Origin of the sequence: Streptomyces sp. NPDC087428, from assembly GCF_044744085.1 — a bacterium.
Taxonomy (GTDB): Bacteria; Actinomycetota; Actinomycetes; order Streptomycetales; family Streptomycetaceae; genus Streptomyces.
In genome coordinates, this window is the sequence record NZ_JBIUXR010000006.1 from 165,689 (window position 1) to 179,093 (window position 13,405).

Here is a 13,405-nt window from a genome sequence, read left to right on the forward strand (position 1 = left end):
GATCAGCCGGTGTTGCGCAGTCCGGCCGCGACCCCGTTGACGGTGAGCAGCAGGGCGCGGGCGAGCAGCGGGTCGGGTTCCTCGCCGCGTTCGACGGCCTGGCGCTGGCGGGCCAGCAGGGATACCTGGAGGTAGGAGATCGGGTCCAGGTAGGCGTCACGGATGGCGAAGGTCTGCTGGAGCACCGGGCTGGTGCCGAGCAGTTCGGTGTTGCCGGTGATCTTGAGGACTTCGCTGACGGTGAGCGCGTGCTCGGCCTCGATGGCGTCGAAGACGTGCTTCAGCTCGTCGGGGACGAGGGTGTCGACGTAGTGCCGGGCGATGCGGAGGTCGGTCTTGGCGAGGGTCATCTCGACGTTGGAGAGGAAGTTCTGGAAGAAGTGCCAGTGCTCGTGCATCTCTTCGAGGACGGTGTCGAGACCGGCTTCGCGCAGGGCCTTGAGGCCGGATCCGACGCCGTACCAGCCGGGGACGATCTGCCGTGACTGGGTCCAGCCGAAGACCCACGGGATGGCGCGCAGGCCGTCGAGCGAGACGCCGGAGCCGGGGCGGCGGGAGGGCCTGGAGCCCAGGTGCAGGTCGGCGAGCTGGTCCACGGGGGTGGAGGCGAGGAAGTACGTCGGCAGGTCGGGGTCCTCGACGAGCTTGCGGTAGGCGCTGTGGGCGGCGTCGGAGACGGTGTCCATGGCCGCGTCCCAGCGGGCCAGGGCCTCGTCGGACTGGCGGGGCGCGGTGTGCAGTGCGGAGGCCTGGAGGGTGGCCGCGACGGTCAGTTCCAGGTTCTCGCGGGCGAGTGCGGGGATGAGGTACTTGTCGGAGATGACCTCGCCCTGTTCGGTCACCTTGATCTCGCCCTCCAGCGTGCCCCAGGGCTGCGCGAGGATCGCGTCGTGCGAGGGGCCGCCGCCGCGGCCGACGGTGCCGCCGCGGCCGTGGAAGAGGCGCAGGCGGACACCGTAGCGGTGGGCGACGTCGCGCAGCCGGCGCTGGGCGCGGTGGATCTCCCACTGGGAGGTGGTGATGCCGCCGAACTTGGAGGAGTCGGAGTATCCGAGCATGACCTCCTGGACGTCGCCGCGGAGTGAGACGAGGCGGCGGTAGGAGGGGTCGGCGAGCATCTCGTCGAGGATGACGTCGGCTGCCTTGAGCTCGTCGGTGGTCTCCAGGAGCGGCACGATGCCGATCTTGGCCCAGCCGCCGTGGAGGTCGAGGAGGCCTGCCTCGCGGGCGAGGACGGCGGCGGCGAAGACGTCGTCGGCGCCCTGGCACATCGAGATGATGTAGGACTCGATGACTTCGGGGCCGAAGCGTTCGAAGGCTTCCTTGATGGTGTGGAAGACGCCGAGGGTCTTCTCGCCCGCGGCGTCGAGCGGGGCCGGGGTGGGTGCGAGCGGGCGGCGCGAGCGGAGTTCCTTGGCGAGGAGCTTCTGCCGGTAGTCGCGCGGCATGTCCGCGTAGCGCCAGGATTCCTCGCCGAGCCGGTCGAAGAGCTGGCCGAGGGCGTGGTGGTGGGCGTCGGCGTGCTCGCGTACGTCCATGGTGGCGAGCTGGAGGCCGAACGCGGAGAGGGTGCGGATGGTGCGGTCCATCCGGCCGTCGGCGACGATGCCGCCGCGGTGTTCGCGCAGCGAGGTCTGGATGAGGGCCAGGTCGGCGATGAGCTCGGAGGTGCCGAGGTAGTCGCAGCCGGGGCGGTGCGGGGTGCCGGAGGCGAGGCGCTCGCGGGTGTTGACGAGCTTCTGCCGGATGCAGGTGGCCTTGAGCCGGTAGGGCTCCTCGGCGTTCAGCCGCTTGTAGCGGGGGCTGATCTCGGGGAGGCGTTCCAGGTCGGCCTGGAGGGAGGCGAGGAGCTCGTCGGTGGCTCCGGTGTAGCGGATGGAGTTGGAGAGGAGTCCGCGCAGCTGGTCGACGAGTTCGAGGGCGTCGGTGATGCCGTGCTCGTGCTGGAGGATCAGCACGTCCCAGGTGACGGCGGGCGTCACGTTGGGGTTGCCGTCGCGGTCGCCGCCGATCCAGGTGCCGAAGGTGAGCGGGCGGGTGCCGGCGGGGAGTTCGACACCGACGCGTTCCAGTTCGGCGGCCAGGTCCTCCAGGACGTCGCCCACGGCGTTGGCGTGGAGTTCGTCGAGGTAGTAGATGGCGTTGCGGGCCTCGTCGGCGGGCTCCGGGCGGACGACGCGGAGTTCGTCGGTCTGCCAGATGAGGTCGATGTTCTCGGCGAGCCGGATGTCCTGGCGGCGCCGGTCGGCCTCGATGACGGGGGTTTCCAGGAGTGCGGCGATGCGGCGGAGCTTGTTGAGTACGGAGCGCCGCGCGGCCTCGGTGGGGTGCGCGGTGAAGACGGGCCGTACGTTCAGGTTCTTGACGGTGGCCCGCAGGTGCTCCGGGTCGGCGTCCTTGAGACGGTCGGCGGTGCGGGCGAGGAGCCCGCCCTCGGCGGCGCGCCGGTCGCGCATCTCGTGGGCGCGGTGGACCTGCTCGGTGACGTTGGCAAGGTGGAAGTAGGTGGAGAAGGCGCGCACGAGCTGTGCGGCGGTCTCCAGGTCCGTGTCGCCGAGCAGCTGGGCGGCCGCTTCGCCGTCGGTGCGGGTCAGGGCGCGGACCCGTTCGACGAGGTCGAGGAGCTCCTGGCCCTCCTGGCGTACGAGGGTCTCGCCCAGCAGGTCGCCGAGGCGGCGGATGTCGGCGCGCAGCTCGGGGCTGGCGGCGGGGGTCTGGTCGGCACTGCTCACAGTGTGCGGCTCCTTGCAGTGGTTGAGCACGGGGTCCGGGGCCCGCGGCTGGCAGCGGGTGCCACGCCACCCCCGGGAAAGCAGAGTGCGGACCGCGCTGTCCGACCTCTCCAGGATAGGTGTCCGTGCTTTCGGTGCTGTTCGCGGCCCGAAGGGTGTCCGCACTTCAAGACGGGTCCTGCCGGGGTACGCGCTCTGTCCCCTACCCCGGATGACGCCACTCTGTGCCCGGTAAGCCGCTCCCTCTTGTGGCGGGGCTCCGCGCTGCCATACTTACGACGCCGTAGGTTACGGATGCGTAGCCCAGGTATTCCGTCGCGTTCTCACCCCACAGGGGACTCCCCATGAAGACCAGCCCCGATGTGATCGAGGCCGCTCCGGCGGCCGACGGTCCTCCCTCCGCCACGCTCGGCGGGGACAACAAGCGGTCGATCGAGCAGTTCGCGCTCCTGCTGTTCATCATCGTCCCCTTCCTGGCCCTGGTCGCGGCTGTGCCGCTGGCCTGGGGCCGCGGTGTCAGCTGGCTCGATCTGGGTCTGCTGGTGGCGATGTACTTCATCGGCTGCCACGGCATCACGATCGGCTTCCACCGCTACTTCACCCATGGTTCGTTCAAGGCGAAGCGTCCGCTCCGTATCGCCCTGGCCGTGGCCGGTTCGCTCGCTGTGGAGGGTCCCCTGGTGCGCTGGGTGGCCGATCACCGCAAGCACCACCGTTTCTCGGACGCGGAGGGCGATCCGCACTCCCCGTGGCGTTTCGGCGAGACGCTGCCGGCCCTGATGAAGGGTCTGTGGTGGGCTCACATCGCCTGGATGTTCGACGAGGAGCAGACGCCGCAGCAGAAGTACGCCCCTGACCTGATCAGGGATCCGGCGATCCGCGGGATCTCGCGTCACTTCCTGTCCTTCACGATTCTGTCGCTGTCGATCCCGCCGCTGGTCGGCGGTCTGGTGACGATGTCGTGGTGGGGTGCGGCGACGGCGTTCTTCTGGGGCTCGCTGGTCCGGGTCGCGCTGCTGCACCATGTGACGTGGTCGATCAACTCGATCTGCCACGCGGTCGGCAAGCGTCCGTTCAAGTCCCGCGACAAGTCGGGGAACGTGTGGTGGCTCGCGGTCCTCTCGTGCGGTGAGTCCTGGCACAACCTGCACCACGCGGACCCGACCAGTGCGCGGCACGGCGTGATGCGGGGTCAGATCGATTCGAGTGCCCGGCTGATCCGCTGGTTCGAGAAGCTGGGCTGGGCGACCGACGTGCGCTGGCCCGACGCCGCCCGTATCGAGTCCCGGCGCCACTCGGCGGAGGCCGACGCGGCATGATTGACGATGTGGCGACCGACGGCAGCACAAGCAGCGAGAAATCCCGTGCACCCTCTACCCGGCGGACCCGGCGGGTGCGGATGACGGGCAAGGAACGCCGCGAACAATTGCTGGACATCGGTCGCACCCTCTTCGCCGACAAGGGTTTCGAGGGCACTTCGGTGGAGGAGATCGCGGCGCGGGCCGGGGTCTCCAAGCCGGTGGTCTACGAGCACTTCGGCGGCAAGGAGGGGCTGTACGCGGTGGTGGTGGACCGGGAGATGCGTCAGCTCCTGGACATGGTGACCAGTGCGCTGACCGCCGGGCATCCGCGGGAGCTGCTGGAGCAGGCGGCGTTCGCGCTGCTGGACTACATCGAGACGTACACGGACGGGTTCCGGATTCTGGTGCGTGACTCGCCGGTCGCCCAGTCGACGGGCACGTTCGCCTCGCTCATCAGCGATATCGCCACCCAGGTGGAGGACATCCTCGGGCTGGAGTTCAAGGCCCGGGGCTTCGATCCGAAGCTGGCTCCGCTGTACGCGCAGGCGCTGGTCGGCATGGTGGCGCTGACGGGTCAGTGGTGGGTGAACGCCCGTAAGCCGAAGAAGGCCGAGGTGGCGGCGCATCTGGTGAATCTGGCGTGGCACGGGCTGGAGAACCTGGAGTCGCAGCCGCGGCTGATCGGCCATCGGAAGAACTGAACGGGCGGTGCAGTGCGCGGAGACACGGCGGTGACGTGTCCAAGCCGAAACATTGATGTACTGCTAAACCACTTCAGTCCCCGGGGTCACAGTTGTAGAGTCTGTGACCATCCCGGGAACACTTCACCCTGCATGTGATGCACCTGTGAAGGCGTTTCTCCCGGTTCCACCACGTACCCCTGGGGGGGCTTTGTCTTCTGTGGAACCCGGCCGTTCCGTTCCCGCGCGCTCGAAGCGCGCGCGGCGGATCGCGACCTGCACCGCACTCGTTCTCTCCGCCGGCATGCTGCTGGCCGCTCCGGCTTCGGCCGATGACTCGGCGCCCGCGCCGCACCGCGCCACCGAGCCCCGTGTGCCCGCCGCCGACGCGCAGCCCTCGCTGACGCTCCCGAAGCACTCCGCGAAGAAGAAGTCGCCGGCCGCCGCCGCACCTGGCGCCAAGGCCGCGCCCATTCCCGCCAAGCCGCGTTTCGACGTGGACGGCGACGGCTACAGCGACACCCTGTACCGCGGGATCGACGGGAACTACTACGTCATCCCGACGAACGGGGCGGACTCCTACGAGTTCTCCCTGAACCCCGACGACCCGAACGAGAGGTTCAAGGACGTCATCACGCCGGGCGACCTGAACGGCGACGGCAGGCCCGAGCTGCTCACCCTGTCGGCGACCGGCAAGCTCTCGCTCCACCAGGCGTGGAGCGCCGACGGCGCCGGTTACGCCGACTGGTCCGGCACCGGCTGGCAGAAGTTCAACAAGGTCGTCGCCGCGGGCGACCTGACCGGCGACGGCAAGGGCGACCTGCTCGCCCGCACCCCGTCCGGTGACATCTTCCTGTACGCGGGCACCGGCAACGTCACCAGCGCCCCCTTCAAGGCCGGCGTCAAGGTGGGCTACGGCTGGGCCTCGTACGACCAGATCGTCGGCGCGAACGACGTCAACGGCGACGGGATCGGCGACCTCTACGCCCGTACGCCCGCCGGTGACCTGTACTACTACGCGGGCAGCGGGAAGGCCTCGGCGCCGTACAAGGCGCGCGTCAAGGTCGGCTACGGCTACAACACGTACAACCAGCTCATCGCCACCGACGACGCGACCGGTGACGGTCTCGGCGACCTGATGGCCCGTACGCCGGGCGGCACGCTCTACGCGTACGAGTCCACCGGGTACGGCACCTTCCTCAAGCGGACCGAGATCGGCACCGGCTGGAACGTCGCGTCGCAGTTCGGGGGCCAGGGCGGCAACCCGGACTTCGGCAAGAACGAGCTGATGGCCCGTACCAAGGGCGGCACGCTCTACTGGTACTACGCGAAGAACAACGGCAAGCTCAGCGCCCGCGTCCAGGCCAGTGACAGCGGCGGCTGGGCCGGCGCCGACATCAGCTTCCCGTCGTCGCTCGACAACGACGGCCACGCGGACCTGCTGGAGAAGTACAACGGCACGCTCTACAACGAGGGCTCGGCCGTCAGCAGCGGCTGGGGCTCCTACAACACCCTCGTCGGTCCCGGCGACCTGAGCGGCGACGGCAAGGGCGACCTGCTCGCCCGCACCAAGTCCGGCGACCTGTACCTCTACCGGGGCAACGGCTCGGGCACCGGCTTCTCCGCCAGGATCAAGGTCGGCTACGGCTACAACACGTACAACAAGATCGTCGGAGCCGGTGACCTCAGCGGCGATGGTCTGAGCGACGTGGTGGCCCGTGCCTCGGACGGCACCCTGTACCTCTACAAGGGGACGGGTTCGGCCACCAAGCCCTTCAAGGCACGTGTCAAGATCGGCACCGGCTACAACACCTACAAGAAGTTCGTGGCGCCGGGCGACATCAACGGTGACGGCAAGGCCGACCTGATCGGCGTCGACGGCAAGGGCGACGTGTACCTCTACACGTCCACCGGCACCGGGAAGATCAACAAGCGCGCGAAGGTCGGCTACGGCTGGGACATCTACAACAACATGTACTGAGCGTCCCGCCCGGCCCGCACCGCACCAGAGGCATCGAAGCGCCCCGTCCCCGGATCTCCGGGGGCGGGGCGCTTCCGCGTCCCCGTCAGCCGGTCACCGGCTCCAGGAACTCCAGCCGGTTGCCCACCGGGTCGTGGCTGAAGAAGCGTCGGTGGCCGGGCAGGTCCTCGTCCCACCGCACCTCGGCGCCGCGCTCCGCCAGCCGGGCCGCGAACGCCCCGATGTCCGTCACGCGCAGGCCGGGGTGCGCCTTGCGGGCCGGGCGGAAGTCCGCCTCGATGCCCAGATGGAGCTGGACCGGGCCCGCCTGGAACCAGCAGCCGCCGCGGACGGCCAGGACCGGGGGCTTGGGGATTTCGGTCATCCCGAGGACGTGCGTGTAGTAGCCGCGCAGCGCGTCCTCCGATCCTTCGGGGGCGGCGAGCTGGACGTGGTCGAGGGCGGCGATCATCACTTCTCCCGGTGGGCGACGGCGAAGATACGGCGGAACGGGAAGACCGTGCCGTGCGGGCCCGCGGGGTAGGCGGCGCGCAGCAGGTCGCGGTACTCGGCGAGGAAGGCGTTCCGGGCCTCCGCGTCGTCGTCGAGGGCGGTGAGGACGGGGCGCAGGCCGGTGCCCTTGACCCAGTCCAGGACGGCGTCCTCGCCGGGCAGCAGGTGCAGGTACGTGGTCTCCCAGACGTCCGCCGTGCGGCCGGGGGCGGTGAGCCGGTCCAGGTAGGCGGCGGGGCTCAGTACCGCGTCGGAGTGGCGGAGCAGGCCGCCCAGCCGGGAGCGCCAGCGCGGGGACCCGGCGAGTTCGCGCATCAGGGCGTGGCTGGGCTGCTCGAAGTTGCCGGGGACCTGGAGGGCGAACGTGCCGCCGGGGGTGAGGGCGGCCAGCCAGTCGGGGAAGCGGTCGGCGTGCCGGGGCACCCACTGGAGCAGGGCGTTGGAGACGATCAGGTCGTACGGCTGCGCGGGTGTCCAGGTCGCGGCGTCGGCCTCGGCGAAGTCCAGCAGGGCGGTGGCGTGGGCGCGGGCCCGCTCCAGCATCTGCGGGGAGTTGTCGTAGCCGGTGACGCGGGCCCCGGGCCAGCGTGCGGCGAGCAGGGCGGTGACGTTGCCCGCTCCGCAGCCGAGGTCGGCGATCCGGGGGGCGCCCGGGAGCGGGGGGACGCGGGCCAGCAGATCGTGGAAGGGGCGGGTGCGGTGGTCCGCGTGGCGCAGGTACTGCTGCGGATCCCAGGTGGGTGCGGTCATGGAATCCAGGATCGTCCCGAAAGTATCTTGATGTCAAGACACTCGAATTCAAGAGACTTCATGTCGACAGACCCTTTACACTGATCCACATGGAGGACGAGGTCGACCGACTGGTCGCTGCATGGCGCCGAGAGCGCCCCGACCTCGACGTGGAACCACTCGAGGTCCTCAGCCGCGTCTCCCGCCTGGCCCGCCACCTCGACCGGGCCCGCCGGATCGCCTTCTCCGAGCACAGCCTCGAACCGTGGGAGTTCGACGTCCTCACGTCGCTGCGCCGGGCCGGCGATCCGTACCAGCTCTCCCCCGGCCAGCTGCTCACCCAGACCCTGGTCACCTCGGGCACCATGACCAACCGCATCGACCGGCTGACCAAGAAGAACCTCGTCGAGCGGCTCCCCGACCCCAGCGACCGCCGCGGCGTACTGGTCCGGCTCACGGCGGAGGGCCGCGACAAGGCCGACCAGTCACTGGCCGGCCTGCTCGCCCAGGAGCGCGCCATCCTGGGCGAACTCTCCCGCCACCAGCGCGGTGAACTGGCAGGGCTGCTACGCCGGCTGACTGCCCCGTTCGACAACATCCCCGGCTAGACCGGGCTCCCGCTGCGGCGCCGGCGGATCGGCGGGGCCGACGCCCGCCCGTCTGGCCAGCGCGACCGCCGCCAGCGTCGAGTGCACCCCCAGCTTGCCCAGCACGTTCTGCATATGGGTACGCACCGTGTGCGGGGAGAGGAAGAGCCGCTCCGCCACCGCCTTGCGGCCGAGCCCCGCCACCATGCAGCGCAGCACCTGGCGCTCGCGCGGGGTCAGCGACTCGACGAGCTGCTCGCTCTCGCTGCGGTGCTTGCGGTCCGCCAGCAGCTCCCGCAGCACCCCGGTGAGCAGGGCGGCGGGCAGATGCGTCTCCTCGCGCAGCACCCCCCGGATGACCGCCAGCAGCCGCTGGAGCGAGCAGTCCTTGGCGACCCAGCCGCAGGCCCCGGCCTGGAGCGCGAGCGCCGCCCGGCGCGGGTCGTCCTTCTCGGCGAGCACCACCGTGCGCACGGAGGGGCGGGCCGCGCGGACCCCGGCGACCAGCGAGATGCCGTCGGCCTGCCCGTTCCCCGCGGCTCCGGGAGCGGGCACCGGAACCGGGCCGGCGGCCCTGCGGCCGCCCGCCGGGGCCAGGACGCCCAGCTCGGCGTCGACCAGCATCACGTCGTAACCGCGCCCCTCCGCGGCCGCGCGTTCCAGACAGCGCAGGGCGGCCGGGCCGCTGCCCGCCGCCGCCACGTCCACGTCCGGCTCGGCGGCGAGCGCCGCGGCGAGCGACTCGGCGAAAATGCGGTGGTCGTCGACCACGAGAACCCGGATGCGGACCACAGACACCCCCATGCTGTGTTCTGGGGCGCCCCGTAGCGTGCGCCCCCCGGCAGCGTCGGACCGGCACGGGTGCGACACCCGGAACGGGAAGTCGGACCGCGGTGCCCCGGCCGCCGCCGTGCACCGACTGCCCACCCCCGCCCGGATGTCGCACCCGGCTGTCTCGTACCCCTGAATCAGCACCGGCCCCCACCGGTGCTGTGCATCAGGGTACGGGCGGCCGCGCGGGGCGGGAGGCGATTCGCAGAACTGAGGGCGCGGACACGACCTAGGGTGTTGTTCATGTTCCGTTTTGAGACAGAAGTGGACAAAGAACGTCGTCATCTGCTGAGCAGGCGGCTCCGTGAGGACAACACCACCGGCTCACCGGAGATCCGTGCGCTGCGCGAGGGCCCCGCCGGGCACGAAGTCCCGCTGGAGGTATGGGCGATGGACGCCCACGGGCAGCTCGCCGCCGGACTGGCCGGGCGCACCTGGGCGCACTGGCTCCACGTGGACATGCTCTGGGTCGACGTCAGGTACCGCGGTTCCGGCCTCGGCTCACGGCTGCTCGCCGAGGCGGAACGGGTGGCCCGCACGGACCGGTCCTGCACCCGCTCCCGGCTGGAGACCTGGGACTTCCAGGCCCCGGACTTCTACCGGAAGCGGGGTTACGAGGTGACGGGTCGGGTCGAGAACTACCCGCCGGGCGTCACGGAGTTCACCCTCACCAAGCAGCTCGGCTGAGCCGTTCCCCGGGTCAGACGATCCGGCGGGCGCCCGCGGAGGGGACCGCGGGGAAGACGCCGGGAGCCGCGTAGCCCGCCGAAGTGAACGCCTCCAGCACGGACTTGGTGACCGCGTCCGCCCACCCCTCCTCCACCAGCACGATCGCGGAGCCGCCGAAGCCGCCACCGGTCATCCGGGCACCGAGTGCCCCGGCCGCGTTCGCCGTCTCGACGACCAGGTCCAACTCCACGCAGGAGACCCGCAGATCGTCCCGGAGCGAGGCATGGCCCGCCGTGAGGACCGGGCCGGCCGCGCGCACGTCGCCCCCGTCGAGGAGCGCGATGACCTGCTCGACGCGCTGGTTGTCGCTGACCACATGGCGTACGCAGCGCACGACGGCCTCGTCCGCACCGGCCTCGGCCAGTTCGTCGAGCCCGGCGCCCAGGCCCGCGTACGGAAGTTCGCGCAGCGTACGGATGCCGAGGGTGCGGGCGCCCTCCTCGCAGGCCGCGCGCCGCTCCGCGTACGCGCCGTCGCCGAGCGCGTGCTTGACGCGGGTGTCGACGACCAGGAGCCGGAGCCCGTGGGCGGACAGGTCGAAGGGGACCTGGCGGGTGGTGAGGTCGCGGGTGTCCAGGTGCAGGGCGTGGCCCTCGGTGCAGCAGGCCGAGGCCATCTGGTCCATGACGCCGCAGGGGACGCCGACGAAGGCGTTCTCCGCGCGCTGGGCCAGGACCGCCAGTTCGGCGGCGGTGAGACCGAGCCCGAACAGGTCGTTCAGAGCCAGTCCGGTGACCACTTCGAGGGCGGCGGACGAGGAGAGCCCGGCGCCGGTGGGGACGGTGGAGGTCAGCTGGATGTCGGCGCCGGTGACCGGGTGGCCGGCCTCGCGCAGCGCCCAGACGACCCCGGCCGGGTAGGCGGCCCAGCCGTGTCCGGAGTGCGGGGCCAGTTCGTCGACGCGGAGCTGGACGACAACGCCGGGCACATCGGTGGAGTGCAGCCGCAGTTCGCCGTCGGTGCGGCGGGCGACGGCGGCCCGTGCGGTGTGCGGGAGGGCGAGCGGCATCACGAAGCCGTCGTTGAAGTCGGTGTACTCGCCGATGAGGTTGACCCGGCCGGGGGCGGCCCAGATTCCCTCGGGCTCGCTCCCGTACAGCTCGGTGAAGGAGGCGGTGAGCTCGGCGGAGGCGGCGGTCGGCTCAGCGGTGTCGGTCATGGTGCGGTGGGTTCCTCTCGGCGGGCGAACGTCCAGGCGTCGGAGACGATTCCGGCCAGGTCCGCGCGGGACGGCTGCCAGCCGAGGCGCTCCCTGGCGGTGGTGGCGGAGGCGACGAGGACGGCCGGGTCGCCGCCGCGGCGCGGGGCCGCGGTCTCGGGGACCGGGTGGCCGGTGACCTCGCGGACCGTCTCGATGACCTCGCGGACCGAGAAGCCGTTGCCGTTGCCGAGGTTGCAGATCAGGTGCTCGCCCGCGGTGGCGGCGTCGAGGGCGAGGAGGTGGGCCTCGGCCAGGTCCGCGACATGGATGTAGTCGCGGACGCAGGTGCCGTCGGGGGTGGGGTAGTCGTCGCCGTAGACGGAGATCGACTCGCGCTGCCCCAGGGCGACCTGGAGGACCAACGGGATGAGATGGGACTCGGGGCTGTGTCGTTCGCCCCAACTGCCGTACGCACCGGCCACGTTGAAGTAGCGCAGCGAGACCGCGGCCAGCCCGTGGGCGGCCGCCTCGCCGGTGATCATGTGGTCGACGGCGAGCTTGGTCGCGCCGTACGGGCTGGTCGGGGCGGTGGGGTCGGCCTCCGTGATGGGGCTGGAGACCGGCTCGCCGTAGGTGGCGGCGGTGGAGGAGAAGACCAGGGTGCGCACGCCGGCGTCACGCATGGCGGCGAGCAGGGCGAGGGAGCCGCCGACGTTGTTGACCCAGTACTTCTCCGGGTCGGTGACGGACTCGCCGACCTGGGAGCACGCGGCGAAGTGCAGCACCCCGTCGTAGGAGGCATCCAGCCACTTCGCCGCGTCCTGGACGCGGCCCTCGATGAACTCGGCGCCGGCCGGGACGCCCGCGCGGAAGCCGGTGGAGAGGTCGTCGAGGACGGTGACGGTGTGACCCGCCTCCAGCAGGTGCTGGGCGACCACGCTGCCCACGTATCCCGCGCCGCCGGTCACCAGGTACTTCTTGGGGGACTCGCTCACTCGCTCGCTACCTCTCGCAGTCGCGCGGCCGCTGCCTCCGGCGGCACATCGTTGATGAACACACTCATGCCGGATTCGGAACCCGCGAGGAACTTCAGCTTGCTGGGAGTCCGTCGGACGGTGAAGAGCTCGAGGTGGAGCGCGAACTCCTCCCGCCCGGGGACACCGAACGGCGCCTGGTGCCAGGCCGAGATGTACGGCGTCGGCGGCTGTCCGGGTCCGAATATCCGGTCGAACCGCCTCAACAGTTCCAGATAGATCTGTGCGAACTCTGTGCGCGCCGCGTCATCGAGGTCCCGCAGGTCGGGGACGCGCCGGAGCGGGTACAGATGGACCTCGTACGGCCAGTGCGCCGCGTACGGCACGAACGCCACCCAGTGCTCGCCGGAGAGCACGACGCGGTCGCCGTCGGACAGCTCGCGGGCGACGATGTCGTCGAAGAGGTTGCCGCCGGTCTCCGCGCGGTGCGTCTCCACCGAGCGGAGCATCAGCTCGGTGCGCGGGGTGACGAACGGGTAGCCGTAGATCTGCCCGTGCGGGTGGCCGAGCGTGACGCCGATCTCGGCGCCCCGGTTCTCGAAGCAGAACACCTGCTTGACCTGCGGGAGCTCCGCGAACTCGGCGGTGCGGTCGGTCCAGGCCTCCAGCACCAGGCCGGCCTGCTCCTCGGTGAGGCTCGCGAACGACGCGTCGTGGTCGGAGGTGAAGCAGACGACCTCGCAGCGGCCGGAGTCACCGGCGAGCGAGGGGAAGCGGTTCTCGAAGACGACGACGTCGTAGTGGTCGTCGGGGATCTCGCTGAGCCGGCCCTCCCGGGAGGGGCAGAGCGGGCACTCGTCGGCCGGCGGGTGGTACGGACGGCCCTGGCGGTGCGAGGCGATGGCGACGCTGTCCCCCAGCAGGGGGTCCCGGCGGATCTCGGACGAAGTCGCCACGGCGTCGAGCGGCCGCCGGTCGACGGCGTCCCGGACCACGTCGTCGCGGCTGTCGTAGTAGAGCAGCTCCCGGCCGTCGGCGAGCGTCGTAACCGTCTTCTTCACCAGACTCCTCCCAAACATAACCCAACACAATGAACCACAAATCAACAGGCGCGTCAATGAGTCCACGTCAACCGAGTTCGGCCGGGTGTGAGCGGGATCTCGCACGGCCTTCCTACGGCTCCCGCGTGACTCTTGTGGGGTTCACGTGGATTAAGGCCGGACTTCCG

At 70.8% G+C, this 13,405-nt stretch carries 12 protein-coding genes; 5 read left to right on the plus strand and 7 right to left on the minus strand.

Annotated elements, in window-relative coordinates:
* Positions 1-2 precede the first annotated feature (2 nt).
* Positions 3-2,732, minus strand: a complete 2,730-nt coding sequence (gene ppc, locus ACIO3R_RS14420) for a phosphoenolpyruvate carboxylase (RefSeq protein WP_385347680.1) — start codon at positions 2,730-2,732, stop codon at positions 3-5.
* Positions 2,733-3,076: 344 nt separating this feature from the next.
* On the opposite strand from ppc, the gene ACIO3R_RS14425 reads away from it, so the two are divergent.
* The 3 genes from ACIO3R_RS14425 to ACIO3R_RS14435 all read left to right on the plus strand — a co-directional run bounded on the left by ACIO3R_RS14425 (position 3,077) and on the right by ACIO3R_RS14435 (position 6,694).
* The gene (locus tag ACIO3R_RS14425; RefSeq protein ID WP_402105776.1) at positions 3,077-4,051 is read left to right on the plus strand and encodes an acyl-CoA desaturase; all 975 of its coding nucleotides are present in this window, start codon (positions 3,077-3,079) and stop codon (positions 4,049-4,051) included.
* Positions 4,048-4,734: a TetR family transcriptional regulator gene (locus tag ACIO3R_RS14430; protein WP_385034516.1), complete on the plus strand. Its 687-nt coding sequence runs from the start codon at positions 4,048-4,050 to the stop codon at positions 4,732-4,734. The genes ACIO3R_RS14425 and ACIO3R_RS14430 overlap by 4 nt, the downstream gene beginning before the upstream one ends.
* Positions 4,735-4,933: 199 nt before the next feature.
* Complete coding sequence (locus tag ACIO3R_RS14435; protein WP_402106043.1) at positions 4,934-6,694, plus strand: FG-GAP repeat domain-containing protein; 1,761 nt, start codon at positions 4,934-4,936, stop codon at positions 6,692-6,694.
* A gap of 85 nt (positions 6,695-6,779) precedes the next feature.
* On the opposite strand, the gene ACIO3R_RS14440 is transcribed toward ACIO3R_RS14435, so the two are convergent.
* The gene (locus tag ACIO3R_RS14440) at positions 6,780-7,145 is read right to left on the minus strand and encodes a VOC family protein (RefSeq protein ID WP_402105778.1); all 366 of its coding nucleotides are present in this window, start codon (positions 7,143-7,145) and stop codon (positions 6,780-6,782) included.
* Positions 7,145-7,936 (minus strand): trans-aconitate 2-methyltransferase, encoded by a 792-nt coding sequence (locus ACIO3R_RS14445; RefSeq protein WP_402105780.1) that lies wholly within the window; start codon positions 7,934-7,936, stop codon positions 7,145-7,147. Before ACIO3R_RS14445 ends, ACIO3R_RS14440 begins: the two co-directional genes overlap by 1 nt.
* Before the next feature lie 89 nt (positions 7,937-8,025).
* Between ACIO3R_RS14445 and ACIO3R_RS14450 the strand changes: the two genes are divergently transcribed.
* Entirely contained in the window at positions 8,026-8,523 is a 498-nt protein-coding gene (locus ACIO3R_RS14450) for a MarR family transcriptional regulator (RefSeq protein WP_362955091.1), read from the plus strand.
* Here ACIO3R_RS14450 and ACIO3R_RS14455 read toward each other — a convergent pair.
* A complete protein-coding gene (locus tag ACIO3R_RS14455; protein ID WP_385034510.1) occupies positions 8,482-9,306 on the minus strand; it encodes a LuxR C-terminal-related transcriptional regulator in 825 nt (274 codons plus the stop codon). The two genes, ACIO3R_RS14450 and ACIO3R_RS14455, sit on opposite strands and share 42 nt — an antisense overlap.
* 270 nt (positions 9,307-9,576) lie before the next feature.
* On the opposite strand from ACIO3R_RS14455, the gene ACIO3R_RS14460 reads away from it, so the two are divergent.
* Positions 9,577-10,020 (plus strand): GNAT family N-acetyltransferase, encoded by a 444-nt coding sequence (locus ACIO3R_RS14460; RefSeq protein WP_385034508.1) that lies wholly within the window; start codon positions 9,577-9,579, stop codon positions 10,018-10,020.
* 13 nt (positions 10,021-10,033) lie between these two features.
* Here ACIO3R_RS14460 and galK read toward each other — a convergent pair whose 3' ends face one another.
* Genes galK through galT form a run of 3 tightly spaced genes read right to left on the minus strand, consistent with a single transcriptional unit; the run spans position 10,034 to position 13,238 of the window.
* A complete protein-coding gene (gene galK, locus ACIO3R_RS14465) occupies positions 10,034-11,221 on the minus strand; it encodes a galactokinase (RefSeq protein ID WP_402105782.1) in 1,188 nt (395 codons plus the stop codon).
* A complete protein-coding gene (gene galE / locus ACIO3R_RS14470; protein ID WP_402105784.1) occupies positions 11,218-12,198 on the minus strand; it encodes a UDP-glucose 4-epimerase GalE in 981 nt (326 codons plus the stop codon). Before galE ends, galK begins: the two co-directional genes overlap by 4 nt.
* A complete protein-coding gene (gene galT, locus ACIO3R_RS14475; protein ID WP_402105786.1) occupies positions 12,195-13,238 on the minus strand; it encodes a galactose-1-phosphate uridylyltransferase in 1,044 nt (347 codons plus the stop codon). The genes galE and galT overlap by 4 nt, the downstream gene beginning before the upstream one ends.
* Positions 13,239-13,405 lie beyond the last annotated feature (167 nt).

Bases quoted from the DNA above. Each gene is read 5' to 3' on its own strand.
- ACIO3R_RS14425 (WP_402105776.1), top strand. From the start codon at position 3,077: ATGAAGACCAGCCCCGATGTGATCGAGGCCGCTCCGGCGGCCGACGGT.
- ACIO3R_RS14430 (WP_385034516.1), top strand. From the start codon at position 4,048: ATGATTGACGATGTGGCGACCGACGGCAGCACAAGCAGCGAGAAATCC.
- ACIO3R_RS14440 (WP_402105778.1), bottom strand. From the start codon at position 7,145: ATGATCGCCGCCCTCGACCACGTCCAGCTCGCCGCCCCCGAAGGATCG.
- ACIO3R_RS14445 (WP_402105780.1), bottom strand. From the start codon at position 7,936: ATGACCGCACCCACCTGGGATCCGCAGCAGTACCTGCGCCACGCGGAC.
- ACIO3R_RS14450 (WP_362955091.1), top strand. From the start codon at position 8,026: ATGGAGGACGAGGTCGACCGACTGGTCGCTGCATGGCGCCGAGAGCGC.
- ACIO3R_RS14455 (WP_385034510.1), bottom strand. From the start codon at position 9,306: ATGGGGGTGTCTGTGGTCCGCATCCGGGTTCTCGTGGTCGACGACCAC.
- ACIO3R_RS14460 (WP_385034508.1), top strand. From the start codon at position 9,577: ATGTTCCGTTTTGAGACAGAAGTGGACAAAGAACGTCGTCATCTGCTG.
- galK (WP_402105782.1), bottom strand. From the start codon at position 11,221: ATGACCGACACCGCTGAGCCGACCGCCGCCTCCGCCGAGCTCACCGCC.